At 73.9% G+C, this 14,037-nt stretch carries 9 protein-coding genes and 1 riboswitch; of the genes, 8 read left to right on the forward strand and 1 reads right to left on the reverse strand.

Going from position 1 to position 14,037, the window contains the following annotated elements; all coding sequences use genetic code 11:
* Both ACPCK6_RS10905 and ACPCK6_RS10910 read left to right on the forward strand, forming a co-directional pair.
* On the forward strand, positions 1 to 3,585 hold a 3,585-nt coding region (locus tag ACPCK6_RS10905), incomplete at its 5' end, for a putative inorganic carbon transporter subunit DabA (protein WP_423481018.1).
* Complete coding sequence (locus tag ACPCK6_RS10910; RefSeq protein WP_423481019.1) at positions 3,582 to 3,932, forward strand: DUF190 domain-containing protein; 351 nt, start codon at positions 3,582 to 3,584, stop codon at positions 3,930 to 3,932. The genes ACPCK6_RS10905 and ACPCK6_RS10910, both read left to right, overlap by 4 nt.
* 152 nt (positions 3,933 to 4,084) lie before the next feature.
* Here ACPCK6_RS10910 and ACPCK6_RS10915 read toward each other — a convergent pair whose 3' ends face one another.
* Positions 4,085 to 4,684 (reverse strand): TetR/AcrR family transcriptional regulator, encoded by a 600-nt coding sequence (locus ACPCK6_RS10915; RefSeq protein WP_423481020.1) that lies wholly within the window; start codon positions 4,682 to 4,684, stop codon positions 4,085 to 4,087.
* 129 nt (positions 4,685 to 4,813) lie between these two features.
* On the opposite strand from ACPCK6_RS10915, the gene ACPCK6_RS10920 reads away from it, so the two are divergent.
* The 6 genes from ACPCK6_RS10920 (at position 4,814) to ACPCK6_RS10945 (ending at position 14,026) form a co-directional block, all read left to right on the forward strand.
* Complete coding sequence (locus ACPCK6_RS10920; protein ID WP_396884359.1) at positions 4,814 to 6,010, forward strand: alkane 1-monooxygenase; 1,197 nt, start codon at positions 4,814 to 4,816, stop codon at positions 6,008 to 6,010.
* Between the two features lie 152 nt (positions 6,011 to 6,162).
* Positions 6,163 to 7,488 carry a polysaccharide pyruvyl transferase family protein gene (locus ACPCK6_RS10925; protein ID WP_423481021.1) on the forward strand — a complete coding sequence of 442 codons (1,326 nt, stop codon included), beginning with the start codon at positions 6,163 to 6,165 and terminating at the stop codon, positions 7,486 to 7,488.
* A 301-nt stretch (positions 7,489 to 7,789) separates the two neighbouring features.
* Positions 7,790 to 9,493 carry a tetratricopeptide repeat protein gene (locus ACPCK6_RS10930; protein ID WP_396884361.1) on the forward strand — a complete coding sequence of 568 codons (1,704 nt, stop codon included), beginning with the start codon at positions 7,790 to 7,792 and terminating at the stop codon, positions 9,491 to 9,493.
* A gap of 207 nt (positions 9,494 to 9,700) precedes the next feature.
* Positions 9,701 to 11,293 (forward strand): beta-1,3-glucanase family protein, encoded by a 1,593-nt coding sequence (locus tag ACPCK6_RS10935; protein WP_423481022.1) that lies wholly within the window; start codon positions 9,701 to 9,703, stop codon positions 11,291 to 11,293.
* Positions 11,294 to 11,390: 97 nt separating this feature from the next.
* Positions 11,391 to 12,551 (forward strand): alkaline phosphatase PhoX, encoded by a 1,161-nt coding sequence (locus ACPCK6_RS10940; protein WP_396884363.1) that lies wholly within the window; start codon positions 11,391 to 11,393, stop codon positions 12,549 to 12,551.
* Positions 12,552 to 12,749: 198 nt separating this feature from the next.
* Positions 12,750 to 12,883: riboswitch (cobalamin riboswitch) on the forward strand.
* A gap of 99 nt (positions 12,884 to 12,982) precedes the next feature.
* Positions 12,983 to 14,026 carry a peptidase gene (locus tag ACPCK6_RS10945; RefSeq protein ID WP_423481023.1) on the forward strand — a complete coding sequence of 348 codons (1,044 nt, stop codon included), beginning with the start codon at positions 12,983 to 12,985 and terminating at the stop codon, positions 14,024 to 14,026.
* The last annotated feature ends 11 nt before the right edge of the window (positions 14,027 to 14,037 follow it).

The following is a 14,037-nucleotide window of genomic DNA, read 5'->3' on the forward strand; positions in this document are numbered from 1 at the left end:
GTGGCCGGCGCGGTGCGATCGGCCCAGGTGCCGGCGCACCGCTGGCTGCCGTACACCCTGGACGCCCCGACCCCGGTCTCCGCCTTCCTGCACGCGGGCATGGTCAACGTCGCCGGCTTCCTGATGATCACACTGGCGCCGGTGGTGGTCGCCGCACCCGGCGTGATGCCGGCGATGGTGCTGACCGGCCTCGTGACCGCGGTGTCCGGGACGGTGTTCGCCGCGGTGCGCACCGACGTCAAGGGCACCCTCGCCCGGTCCACGATCGCGCAGATGGGCTTCATGCTCGCCCAGTGCGGGCTCGGCGCGTTCGGCCTGGCCGCCGTGCACCTGGTCGGGCACGCGGTCTACAAGGCGTACGCGTTCCTGTCCGCCGGCGGCGCGCTCCAGGCCCAGGCGCGGACCGCGGCCGCGCCCGGCCCGGTCGGCCCGCCCCGGACCCGGACCGTGGCGCTGGCCGGCGCGGCGGTGCTCGCCGCCGTGGCGCTCACCGAACTGTCGCTCGGCGCCAGCCCGAGCGGCCTGCTCAGCGCCGTCCTGGCCGGTGCGGCCGCGCTGACCGCGGTGCGGACGGCGCTCGCGGACCGCGAGGTGCCGGCGCGGACCGCCGTCGCGATCACCCTCGCGGCGGGCGCGCTGGCCGGCGGCTACCTGGTCGCCGGTCGGGCCGTCGCCCGCTGGCTGGGGCTGCCGACCTCGGTGACGGACGCCGGGATGGGCGTCGCGGCGGTCACGCTGGCCCTGGTGGCCGTCGCCGGCGCGTTCCTTGTGCGCCGGCACGGCGCCGCGCTGTGGTGGTGGGCCTGGCGTGACGGCGCCGGCGCGTGGTGGCGCCGGTCCGCCGGCGTGGCGGCGGGGGAGCCGGCCGCCTGGGCCCTGACCGCCGTACGCCGCCGCGACGTGTCCGACCGGTCGGACGCCGTCCGGGTCGTCGCCGCGCTGGCCGCTGCCGGTGACCACGTCGCCGCGGTCTGGCCGCTGGACACGTTCGTGGCGGTCAACCCGCTCGCCGGCCGGGAGCGGGTGCCGTTCGCGCGGGCCACCGCCGAGCTGCGGGCGCTCGGCGGCGCGCGGACCCACCTGCCGGCCGACGAGTACCGGCGGCGGCTGCGCGACGGCGAGATCGAGCCGGCCGACCTGACCGCGGTGCTCCCCCCGGCGACCTCGGCGCCGGTCACGCTCGGCGGACGGCCGATCACGGCCGTGGACCTCCAGATCGCCGCACTGTCCCACCCGGTGCACGACGGACCGCCCCCGCCACCCGACCTGCTCGCCGTGGCGCGGCGCCGGCTCGCGATGACCCGGCCCGCCGTCGAGGCCGACCCGGACCCGCTCACCCTGGCCGAGTCGCTCGACCGGGTCCTGGGTACCCGGATCGGCGCCGACGTCGACGAACTGGTGGCCGGCTGGTGCGCGGCGCACTGCGGCCGTCCGGCCGCCCGCTGGCCGGTTCCCGGCCCGGCCGACGAGAGCTGCTGGGCGCGCTGGCGGCGGGTGGCCGGCGGCGACCGCGCGGGCGTCAGCGGCCTGGGGGCGCTCGTCGCCGCGCTGCCCGCCGAGCCCGAGCGGGCCGTCGCCCTGCTCCTGCGCGCCCTCGGCGTGGCGTCGGCGGCCTGGCCGGCGTATCTCACCCGGTCCCTGCTCCGGTTGCCGGGCTGGGCCGGCTACGCCCGCTGGTCCCAGACGCGTCCCGGTGAGCGACCGGACCTGACCCCGGTGGACCTGCTCGCGGTCCGGCTCAGCTACGAGCTGGCGCTGGCCGGCACCGCCACCCACCGCCACCTCGGCGTCCCGCCGACGCTCCAAGCGGTGGCCGCCGCGACGACCCCCACCGCCGCGACGTCGACCGCCGTGTCGACGCCCACCGCCGGGACGGCGGGGACCGTACCGGCCGCCGGTGCGCCGGGGACGGACGAGCCCGCAGCTCTCGCCCGGCTGGTCGCGGCGCTCGGCGTCGACGCGCCGGCCCTGGCGCTGCTGCCCGAGGAGACGGTGGCGGTGGTACGCGACGTGGTGGCCGAGCTGTCCCCGGCGCGGCAGGCCGAGGTGTGGCTCGCCGCCGCGGAGCACGCATACCGGCGTCGGCTGCGCAACCGGCTGGACCACGGGACGCGGCCGCGCCCACGCCGCGCCGCCCGCGTCACCCCGCTCGCCCAGGCGGTGTTCTGCATCGACGTGCGCAGCGAGGGCCTGCGCCGGCACCTGGAGGCGGCCGGGCCGGTGGACACCTACGGCTTCGCCGGCTTCTTCGGCCTACCCGTGCGCACCGTGGCGGCCGACGCCGCCCGGGGCCGGGACCGCTGCCCGGTGCTCATGCGGCCGGTGGCCACCGTCGAGGAGACCGCCGACGCCGCGCGGGTACGCCGCCGGCGGGCCCGGCAGGCGTGGCGCCGGGCGTTCGCCTCGGCCAAGGCCGACCCGGTCGGCGCGTTCGCCTTCGTGGAGGTCGCCGGCGTGCTCGCCACCGCCGCCCTGGCGGTGCGCGCCGTGGCGCCGGGCCGGTTCGCACCACCCGCCGACGACACCGCGCCGACGGTGGCCGACCTCGCCGCCGCCCTGACCCTCGACGAGCAGGTCTACTACGCGGAGGCGACGCTGCGCACGGTCGGGCTGACGACCGGCTTCGCCCCGCTGGTGCTGCTCTGCGGGCACGGGGCCACCAGCACCAACAACCCCTACGCCGCCGCGCTCGACTGCGGCGCCTGCGGCGGCAACCGGGGCGGGGTCAGCGCCCGGCTGGTCGCCGCGCTGCTCAACCGGCCCGAGATCCGTGAGGCGCTGGTCGCCCGGGGGATCCACCTGCCCGCCGACACCCACGTCCTGGCCGGCGAGCACGACACCGTCACCGACGAGGTGCGCCTGTTCGATGTCGACACCGTCCCCGTCCGGCTGCGCCCGCACGTCGACGACCTGACGCGCCGGCTCGCCGAGGCGGGAGCGGGTCTGCGCGCGGAACGGGCCACCCGGCTGCCCGGCCGGCCGGGCCCCCGCCACCTGCCCGGCCGCGCCTCGGACTGGGCCCAGGTGCGGCCCGAGTGGGCGCTGGCCGGCAATGCCGCGTTCATCGCCGCGCCGCGCGATCTGACCGCCGGACGCGATCTCGGCTGCCGCACCTTCCTGCACTCCTACGACTGGACCGCGGATCCGGACGCGGTCGCGCTGGAGACGATCATGACGGGCCCGCTCGTCGTGGCGTCCTGGATCAACCTCCAGTACTACTTCTCCACTGTGGATCCGCACCGCCTCGGCGCCGGCACCAAGACCGTGCACACCGTCCTCGGCGACGCGCTCGGCGTCCTCTCCGGATCCGGCGGCGACCTGCGTGTCGGGCTGCCGCTGCAGTCCGTCGACGACGGGACACGGCCGGCGCACGACCCGCTGCGGCTGCTCGCCGTGGTCCACGCCCCGCACCACCTCGTCGACACCGTGCTCGGCCGCAACCCGGCCCTGCGTCAGCTGATCGACGGCGGCTGGATGTCCCTGACCGTCGTCGACCCCCGTACCGGCGAATGGAGTGACCCGGGCGGATCCCGGCGCACCACGCCGCTCCCGGCCCCCGACCCAGAGAAGGAGTACAGCGTATGAACGAGCTCGGACTGACGCGCATGGTCAAGGTGGAGGTCGTGACCCGCGCCGATGACGTCGACGCCGTCCGGACGCTGCTGCACGCCTCCGGCGTGAGCGGTTGGACCAGCCTCAGCGGGGTCTCCGGCTTCGGCCACCACGGCACCCACGAGGGCCGGCTGCTCTTCAACGACCGGGCCGGACTCGTCATGGTGATCGCCGTGCTGCCGCTCGAGCGGGCCGAGCCGGTCGTCGTCGGCCTGCGCGACATCCTGGCCCACCGGCCCGGCGTCATGTTCGTCAGTGAGGCCTGGGTGAGCCGGCCCGAGTACTTCGGCGCCGATCGACCGGCGGGCCCGGTGGCCTGAAGGGGGCGAGTCGCGCCCGGGCGGGGTGGCGACCGCCGGCCACCCCGCCCCGCCGTGGCGGCCGGACTCGACCGAGGAGGCCCTCGGGCACGTCCGGTCGTCCGCCGCTGTACGCACCCGGCCGACGCCCGCGTCCCAGCTGATGCGCTCGTTCACGCGCGCGGCGGGTCCAGGAAGCGGTGCGCCAGGTCGGCGAGGGTGCCGGCGGTGTGGTCGACGGGCGCGGTCGGCAGCACGATGTGGCTGACGACCAGTCGTGCGAGCGATTCGGCGCCGACGGTGACCTCATCGGGCGGTACCCGGGGCAGGTGGGCGCCCGCCCACTCTCTCAGCACCGTGACGGCGGCGGCCAGGGCCAGGTCGGCGCGGGTGGTCAGGTAGGGGAGCAGGGCGTCGGTGCCTCGGGCGCTGTTGAGGACGGCCTTGACCAGCGGGTCGGTGCCGGCCTGCGTCAAGACGAACGTGACCGCGGCATGGATCGCGGCTCGCACGTCGCTGCCGTGGGCGGACAACGCCTCCCGCACACCGTCCATGAACCGGTCGATCTCGCGGTGGGCGATGGCGTCGGCCAGTCCGGCCTTGTTGGTGAACTCGTTGTAGAGCGTCTGCCTGCTCACGCCCACGCGGGCCGCCACGTCGGCCATTCGTACCGCGTCCCAGCCGCTGTCGATCGCCAGGTCGCGGCCGGCCGTGATGACCGCGTCACGCAGGTGCCGGCGGGCGGTGTGGCGATAGGGCGGAGGGGCGGCCATGGTGCGCCGAGTCTATCGACTGGACACACACTGCCTCCGTGTCCACGGAATTGACGCGGAGCTAGATATTGTCAAGCATGGCTATCCGTGTGACAGTCGACGCAGCACTCGACACTCCGGAGGCGGCACATGCAGACCTCGATCGATGCTCCATCAGTCGCCGCCGGTTGGCGTGACGGCAAGAAGCACCTGTGGCCACTGGCTCTCCTCGTGCCGGTGCTGCCGTTTCTGGCGTACGCGTCGTGGCGGGCCGGCGCGGGCCCCGCTGCCTGGTGGCTCACCCCGGCGGTGGTCTTCGGACTCATCCCGATCATCGACGTGCTGCTCGGTGACGACGGAGAGAACCCGCCCGACGACATCGCCCGCCGCCTGCAGGAGGTCCGCTACTACCGCTGGATCACGTTCCTGTTCCTGCCGGTGCAGTACGCCGCCCTGCTGCTCGGCGCATGGGTCTGGACGCGCGGCGGCCTCGGTGTCGCCGGTGCCGCCGGCCTGGTCGCCACCATCGGGATCGTCAACGGATTGGCCATCAACACCGCACACGAGCTCGGCCACAAGCGCGAGACGGTCGAGCGGTGGTTGTCGAAGATCGCGCTCGCGCCCACCGGGTACGGCCACTTCTACGTCGAGCACAACCGCGGACACCATGTCCGTGTCGCCACACCGGAGGACCCGGCCAGCGCCAGGCTGGGGGAGAGCTTCTACGCGTTCTGGCCCCGTACGGTCTGGGGCAGCCTCATCTCGGCGTGGCGGCTGGAGATCGGCCGCTTCCGGCTGCGGCACAGGAGTCCGTGGACGCTGCGCAACAACCTGCTCAACGCCGGGCTCATGACAGTCGTGCTCTTCGCCCTGTTGATCGCCGTGTTCGGGTGGCGGCTCGTGCCCTTCCTGCTCCTGCAGGCGATCGTCGGCTTCTCGCTGCTGGAAGCGGTCAACTACCTCGAGCACTACGGATTGTGCCGCCGGCGCACCGCCACCGGCCGCTTCGAGAAGGTCGACCCACGGCACAGCTGGAACAGTGACCGCGTCGTCACCAACGTGTTCCTCTTCCAGTTGCAACGCCACAGCGACCACCACGCCAACCCGCTGCGCCGCTACCAGACGCTGCGCAGCTTCGACGTCTCGCCGCGACTGCCCGGAGGCTACGCCTCGATGGTGTTGCTCGCTCTCGTCCCGCCGCTGTGGTACCGGGTGATGAACCCACGGGTTCTGGCGCACTACGGCGGCGACCTGAACCTCGCCAATCGCAACCCCCGCGCCGAGGCCCGGCTGCGCCGCCGCTACGGCCGGCCCGCAGCGGACACCACAGCGGTTCACGCCGCCTGACCCGACCCGGGGAAGGGTGGGGCTGACGGCACCTCTCTGTGTCAAGGCGTAGGATCTCTGTTCCTGCACGGAACGGGGCTGTGCTCGGCCGGATACGCCGCTTCGGCCTCGCCGGGCGCCGTGGCGTCCGGGACGAAGGGTGGACACCCCGGATGCACCAGCGGATCCTGCTGCGAGCCCGCAAGGGCCCGTTCGACGTCGTCACCGCCGAGGAGACCTACGAGCGGGACTGGATCGGCAAGAACAGCGGCAACCTGGTCTTCAGCCACGCCGCGCACAAGCTGCTGGCCACCTCGACGGCGGAGATCACCCCGTCGCGGTTCCGGGCGGACCCGCGCGATGCCGACGAGATCAACGAGAAGTACGACGTCTTCGTGATCCCGCTGGCGAACGCGTTCCGCCACGACTACGCGAACCGGTTGACGTCGATGGCCCGGCTGATCGAGCGGCTCAAGATCCCGGTGGTGGTGCTCGGGGTCGGAGCGCAGACCGACGTGGACGGCGGCCTGGAGTCCCTGCGCCCGATCGACGAGCCGGTGACGGCGTTCTGCCGGGCGGTGCTGGACCGGTCGCACAGCATCGGCGTACGCGGCGAGATCAGCGAGAACTACCTGCGGAAGCTGGGTTTCTCCGCCGTCGAGCAGATCGGCTGCCCGTCGATGTTCCTGCACGGCGACAGCCTCCGGGTCGAGAAGGCGAAGGCGGCCCTGGACACCGAGGACCGGCTCGCGTTCGTCATCTCGCCGTACGTCCGCGCGTTGGCCCCGCTCGTCCGCCGCCACCACCAGCGCTACCCGAACCTGCGCTACATCGCGCAGGGCCTGTACGCCCTCGGCACCCTGCTCTACGGCGACGCACCGAACTTGCGCGGCAAGACCGACGACATGCCGATCCACACCTCACACCCGCTCTTCGTCGAGGACAAGGTGCGGATGTTCATGGACCCGTGGCCCTGGATGGAGTATCTCGCCGGATTCGACTTCGCCTTCGGCACCCGGATCCACGGCACCATCACGGCGCTGATCTCCGGCACTCCCGGCTATCTCCTCGCACACGACTCGCGCACCCTGGAACTGGCCCGCTACTTCGACATTCCGCACCGGTTGATGCGCGACGTGCCGGCCGACGTCGACGCCGCCCAGCTCTACGAGGAAGCCGACTACACGGCCCTGAACGAGGGCCACAAGGAGCGCTTCGCGCGGATCACCGCGTTCCTCGCCAAGCACGACCTCGGCCTGTCGTTCGCCGACGGGGACAGCGCGACCCGCTTCGACGAGCAGGTCCGCCGAACCGTCTACCCGCCGGCGGTCCGGCCGGCCTCCGCCAGCACCACGGAGGAACTGCTGGCGCGCATGCAGTGGCTGCGGGACGAGAACCAGACGCTGCAGCAGAAGCTCAAGGCACGCCGCGCGCAGCCCCTGCGCGAGCAGGTCAAGCAGGCGGTGGGCAGCCGGGTCCGCCGGATGCTGTCGCGCTGACCGTCGTACGCCTGCTCGGCAGCGGAGCAGCCGGCGCCGCGACGGCGGCGTTCGGCGTGGCGGTGCGATCAGCCGCCCGCGAATCGCGAGAAGCCTTCTTATTTCCATCGACCGGCATTACGCTCTGGGCCAGCCCTGAGGTGCATCACATCGGAGGTTCCTATGAGGACGATGACCATCCGTCGCACGACTGCACTCCGTCTGGTGTCCGGCGCACGCCGGCTGTGGATCGAGTGGTGCTGGTAACTGCCGGCCCGGCGGGCGCTCCCGGGCGCCCGCCCCTGCGGCGCTGGCCCCTGCGGTGACGGACGGGGCGGAGCGCTACGACTGCCACCGCGACCACGGACCGTACGCCGGGGTCTCGGCCTTCCTCGCCCGCGTCGCCGCCGACCGGCCCCGCCTGGCCGCCCGGCACGCGGTCGAACTGCACGCGATCGCCCCCCGGCTCGATCCGGCGGCCCGGCCCGCCGCCGAGGAGGAGCCGATCCGCTTCCACCCGGCCCGCCGTACCGCCTGCCTGGCCTACGGCGCGGCGGAGCTGGTGGCGGAGTGGGCCGGCACGCTCCGGCGGCCCGTCACCGTCCGGTTCGACCACGTCGCCGGCGCCGACGAGACGACAGCCGAACTGCTGGACGCGCTGGCCCGCCGGCTCGGTCCGGCACCGGTGCGCCTCGACCTGCGCGACGACGGCGCCCCCGACCCGGCGCCCCACGAGCGCACCCCGCAGGCGCTGCGGCGGGACCTGGGCGACAGCCTGGCCCGCGGCTACTACCACCACGCGGCCCGGGTCGCCCGGCGCGGGCGGGCGGCGGTCACCCCCGACGGCGACCTGCGGCACTGGTGGGCGTTCACCACCGGCCTGGCCACCGCCCTGGCGGCCCTGAACCGGGCCGCCGAGGCGCTCGACCTCTACGACGAGGCGCGGGCCGCCACCGACGATCCGAAGATCACGATGTCGGCGGCGTACGCCACCGCCATGCTGCACGCCCGGCACCTGCCGGCGGCCGACCAGGACCCGGCGCTGGCCCGGCACTGGCTGGAGCGGGCGCTGTACCTCGCCGCCGAGCTGGCCGACCCGCGGCAGCGGTTGTTGTCGACGGTCTTCTACGAGCAGGGCCTGGCGCTGCTGGACAGCCGGGCCGGCCGGCCCGACCGGGCGCTGCGGCTCGTCGACGACGGGCTGGCCCGGCTGACGGCCGCGCTCGGCCCCGGCGAACGCCCGCAGGATCTGGCCCGGCTGCGCCACAACCGGGCGCAGGTGCACCTCGCGCTGGGCGATCCGGCCCGGGCGCTGGCCGACCTGGACACCGTGATCGCCCACGACCCCGGCAACTGCGAGTACTACGTGGACCGCGCCGCCCTCCACCGGGCGGCGGGCCGGACCCGAGCCGCGATCCGGGACTACGACGCCGCCATCCGGCTCGGACCGCACCTGCCCGAGGCGTACTACAACCGGGCCGTGCTCCAGCAGGAACGGGGCCGCCCCGAGCGGGCCCGCGCCGACCTGGAGCGGGTGCTCGCCATCGAACCGGGGCACCTCGACGCCCGGATCGCCCTGGTCAACCTGCACGTGGAGCGCGGCGCGCTGGACGCCGCCGAGGCGGGCGCGCGGGCCGGGCTGGCCGGCGCTCCGCAGGATCCCGCGCTGCTGTGCACCCTGGGCCTGGTCCTCGCCGAGCGCGGCCGGCCCGCCGAGGCCGACGAACTGCTCACCCGGGCCCTGAGCGGGGATCCCGAGCTGGTGGAGGCGTGGACGAACCGGGCCGCCGCCCGGTTCGAGCGCGGCGACGTGGCCGCCGCGCTCGACGACCTGGACCGGGCGGTGGCGCTGTCGGAGGCGCCGGTGCCGCGCTACAACCGGGGTACGGCCCTGGCCCGGCTGGGCCGGTGGGACGAGGCGGCCCGCGACTTCGCCCAGGCGCTCGCCCAGCCCGGCCTGGACCGGGCTCTACGGCGGGATCTGCGGGCGGAACTCGCCAGGTGCCGCCGGGCGCTGGCCGTCTGACCCGGCCCGGCCGGGGAGCCGGCGCTCATCGTGCGCCGGCTCCGGTCCGGGGGAGGGGGAGCGGGTTCCCGTACGCCGCGCCGCGACGGTCACCAGCGCCGTGACCCCTGCATCCATCGGTAGTCACCTATTGACAAACGAAATTAACGATTGGACCCTGCTGAGAGAGCGCTCTCCCGTCCCCCCTGTCTCCCGCGAGGTGTCGCCATGCGTCTCCGAAGAAGGCTGTTCGCCGCCGCGTCCGCCCTGCTCGCCGGGCTCACCGGCGCCGTCGTCGCCACGCCCGCCCAGGCGGTCGGACCGGCGTTGCTGCCGGTCACCGTCACCAACACCACCGGCCGCAGCGACCCGGTCTACCTCTACGTCATCGGCGTCCAGCTTTCCTCCGGCCGGCTCGGCTACGTCACCTCCGGCGGCGCCTTCGTGCCGTGGACCGGCGGGCAGATCCCGCCGTCGCCCGCCCCGGACGTCTCCATACCGGGCCCCGGCAACGGCGGCAGCACCACGATCCAGTTCCCCCGCGGCTTCTCCGGCCGGGCCTACTTCTCCCTCGGGCAGAAGCTGAAGTTCTTCCTCACCCCGGACGGACTGGTGCAGCCCGCGCCCTGGGCGGCCGGCGACGCGAACCGCGACATCCTCTTCGACTGGAGCGAGTTCACCTACAACGACTCCGGGCTGTGGCTCAACAGCTCCCAGGTCGACATGTTCGCGATCCCGCACGCGGTCACCGTGACCGGCGCCACCGGCGTCACCAAGCGCACCGGCGACGTGGTGGCCAACGGACGCGACGCGGTCATCGACGGGATCCGGGCGCAGCCGGGCTGGGCCGGCACCGTCCACACCCGCTCCGACGGAACAGTGCTGCGCGTCCTGGCTCCGGGCAAGGCGGCCGGGGCCGGCCTGTTCAGCACCACGTACCTGGACTCGTACATCGCGTCCGCGTGGAACGCGTACACCACCAAGACCCTGACCGTGGCGCCGTTCGCCGACCAGCCCGCCATCCGGTACTACGGCCGCACCTCGGGCAACACCATGACCTTCACCAACGGCAGCGGCCAGGTCGTGGCCTCCTTCAACCGGCCCTCCTCGGCCAGCGTCTGGGGCTGCGACGGCGACCTGCCCGCGCCGAACGACCAGGTGGTCGGTCCGATCTCGCGTACGCTCTGCGCCGCCCTCAACCGCGGCACGCTCGGCACCATCGACACCCAGCCCAGTACGAACGCCGCCGACTTCTACCGCAGCAACCCCACCAACCAGTACGCCCGCCTGATCCACGCCAACATGACCGACGGCCGGGCGTACGCGTTCGCCTTCGACGACGTCGGCGGATTCGAGTCGCTGGTGCACGACGGCGACCCCCGTTCGGCCGGACTGATCCTCAGCCCGTTCACCGGCGGTGGCGGCGGCACCCCGGCCACCGGGGTGCCAGTGGTCAGCAACTGGAACAACAAGTGCATCGACGTGCCGAGCTCCACCTTCGTCGACCGCGCGCCGCTGCAGATGTGGAACTGCAACAACACCAACGCGCAGAAGTGGACGTTCAGCGGCACGGCGCTCAAGAGCCAGAACAACAAGTGCATGGACATCGACGCCGGGTCCACCGCGAACGGGGCGGCGGTGCAGCTCTACACCTGCAACGGCACCGGCGCGCAGCAGTTCACCCTGAACGCGGCCGGAGACCTGGTCAACCTCCAGGCCGGCAAGTGCGTCGACATCAAGGACTGGAACGGCGGCGACGGCGCGAGGCTCCAGCTCTGGGACTGCGGGGGCACGGCCAACCAGAAGTGGCGCAAGGGCTGACCGGTCTCGCACCGAGGCGTCCATCGACGTTCATCCAGCAGATCGATGTGCGTAAGCTCCGCCCGGTCAGATCTGGGGAACCTACCGAGGAGGTTCCATGGATCGTCGAGCCATGCTGCGGGCCACTGTCGTCGGTGCGGGCGCTGTCGCGCTGCCGTTCACCGCGTGGTCGGCGGCGTACGGGGCCCCGGCGCAGAACGCGGCGGGGCCCTACGGCGGGCTCCAGCCCGCCGACGCCAACGGCATCCAGTTGCCGTCCGGCTTCACCAGCTCGATCGTCGCGCGATCCCGTCGGACGGTGCCGGGGACGTCGTACACCTGGCACGACGCTCCGGACGGTGGCGCCGTGTTCCCGAACGGCAGCGGCTGGATCTACGTGTCGAACTCCGAGGTGTCAGCCGGGGCGGGCGGCGGTGCCTCACGCCTCGTCTTCGACTCCAGCGGTGCCGTGATCGGGGCGTCGCGGATCCTCTCCGGCACCAACAACAACTGCGCCGGCGGGAAGACGCCGTGGAACACCTGGCTCTCCTGCGAGGAGGTGTCCCTGGGCCGGGTCTTCGAGACGTACCCCCTCGGCGGGACCGCCGTGGCGCGTCCCGCGCTGGGCCGGTTCAAGCACGAGGCGGCCGCGGCGGACCCGGTCCGCCGGGTCGTCTACCTGACCGAGGACGAGACCGACGGGAAGTTCTACCGGTTCGTGCCGGCCACCTGGGGCGACCTCTCCGCCGGCACCCTCCAGGTCTTCCGCGCCGGCACGGCGACCTCCGGCACGTTCACCTGGGCCACGGTGCCCGATCCGGACGGCTCGCCCACCCCGACCCGGCAGCAGGTGTCCGGCGCGAAGACGTTCAACGGTGGCGAGGGCTGTCACTACGCGGATGACACCGTCTGGTTCACCACGAAGGGCGACAACCGGGTGTGGCAGGTCAACCTGGCTGCCGGCACGTACGAGCTCGCCTACGACGACAACCTGGTCAGTCCGGGCACCCCTCCGCTGACCGGGGTCGACAACATCACCGGGTCCACTGCCGGTGACCTGTACGTCGCCGAGGACGGCGGGAACATGGAGATCTGCATGATCACGCCGGACGACAAGATCTCGGTCTTCCTGCGGATCACCGGACAGAGCGGTTCGGAGATCACCGGGCCGGCGTTCACCCCGGCGGGGGACCGGCTGTACTTCTCGTCGCAACGGGGCACGACCGGCTCGTCCTCCGGCGGCATCACCTACTGCGTCACCGGGCCGTTCCGCCGATGACCGGCTCCCCGCCCCGCCGGCAGTGACCCCACGGCGAAGGACGCCCGGTCTCCACCGGGTGTCCTCCGCCGGCGCGCCTCACCCGGACGCGCCGGGACGACGTCTCGGCGCCGGGATGTGAAACGGGCGACTCCGCCGGCCGTCACGGCACGTGGCCGGTTCCTGGCGCATTGACATCGGCGCTCCGGCCACAGCAGACTGTCGCGACAACTGAACCACCGCGTGTACGTGCGGGGGAAGACCGGTCGAAATCCGGCGCTGGCCCGCAACGGTAGGCCGCCCAGGGAACTGCGGCGGCGAGCCCGAATACCCGTCGTACGCGTGTATCCGCTCCCCACCCGTCGTGGCCCACGGGTCGGAGTCCCGGTCGACGCGGCGTTGCCGCGGTCGTCCGGGCTTTCGACGACCGCCGGGCCGGAAAGGCGCTTCCGATGGTCGTCCGCCGAAGCCGGCACCGCCTGCTCGCGCTCCTCTGCGGCGTACTCGCCGCCCTCACCCTCACCACACCCGCCGTCGCCGCCCCCGAGCGCGCCGCCCTCACCCGCCCGGAGGCCGCCGGCGGCTGGCTCGCCCGGCAACTCGTCGACGGCGAGCGCTTCGAGGCGGTCTTCGACGGTGTCGCCTACCCCGACCAGGGGCTGACCCTCGACGCCGTGTTCGCCTTCGCCGCCGCCGGCGTGGCCGACGACCACGGCGCCGACGCGCTGGCCTGGGTCACCCGGCCGGACATCCGCGACGGCTACCTCGGTGACGGTGTCTCCGAGGCGTACGCGGGCGCGACCGCCAAGCTCGCCCTCGCCGTGCAGGTGCGCGGGGGTGACCCGGCCGACGTCGGCGGGGTGGACCTGCTCGCCCGGCTGCGTTCGCTCCAGACGCCGGCCGGCCGGTTCAGCGACCGGTCCGCGTACGGCGACTACAGCAACGCGTTCAGCCAGTCCTTCGCGCTGCTGGCGCTGGACCGTACGGCGGCCGGGGCGCCTCCGGCGGCGGCCGCGTGGCTGGCCGGCACCCGGTGTCCGGACGGCGGCTACCCGCTGCTGCCCGCGCAACCGGTCTGCACGTCCGACGTGGACGCCACCGCGCTCGTGACGCAGGCGCTGCGCGCCGCGGACCGTCCGGCCGACGCCGCCGCCGGGCTGCGCTGGCTGGTGTCCGTTCAGCGTGCCGACGGCGGCTTCACCAACGCGGCCGGCACACCGAACGCCAACAGCACCGGCCTCGCCGCGCAGGCCCTGCGCGACGGTCACCGGCTGCCGGCCTGGGCGCGGGCCCGCGCGTTCCTCGCCGGACTCCAGGTCGGCTGCGCCGGGGCGCCCGCCGACCGGGGCGCTGTCGACTTCGACGGTGGCGGCTTCGACCCGGCCACCGCGCCCCGGGCCACCGCCCAGGCCGTCCTCGGTCTCACCGGGATCGGGTACGCCCGTCTGTCCGCCGCCGGTGCCGACCCCGGCGCACCGGCGCTCGCCTGCCCGTGAACCCCTTCGCC

It is taken from the genome of Micromonospora sp. AB353, from assembly GCF_049538395.1.
Taxonomy (GTDB): domain Bacteria; phylum Actinomycetota; class Actinomycetes; order Mycobacteriales; family Micromonosporaceae; genus Micromonospora; species Micromonospora aurantiaca.

Bases quoted from the DNA above. Each gene is read 5' to 3' on its own strand.
- ACPCK6_RS10920 (WP_396884359.1), top strand. From the start codon at position 4,814: ATGCAGACCTCGATCGATGCTCCATCAGTCGCCGCCGGTTGGCGTGAC.
- ACPCK6_RS10925 (WP_423481021.1), top strand. From the start codon at position 6,163: ATGCACCAGCGGATCCTGCTGCGAGCCCGCAAGGGCCCGTTCGACGTC.
- ACPCK6_RS10940 (WP_396884363.1), top strand. From the start codon at position 11,391: ATGGATCGTCGAGCCATGCTGCGGGCCACTGTCGTCGGTGCGGGCGCT.
- ACPCK6_RS10915 (WP_423481020.1), bottom strand. From the start codon at position 4,684: ATGGCCGCCCCTCCGCCCTATCGCCACACCGCCCGCCGGCACCTGCGT.
- ACPCK6_RS10910 (WP_423481019.1), top strand. From the start codon at position 3,582: ATGAACGAGCTCGGACTGACGCGCATGGTCAAGGTGGAGGTCGTGACC.
- ACPCK6_RS10945 (WP_423481023.1), top strand. From the start codon at position 12,983: ATGGTCGTCCGCCGAAGCCGGCACCGCCTGCTCGCGCTCCTCTGCGGC.
- ACPCK6_RS10935 (WP_423481022.1), top strand. From the start codon at position 9,701: ATGCGTCTCCGAAGAAGGCTGTTCGCCGCCGCGTCCGCCCTGCTCGCC.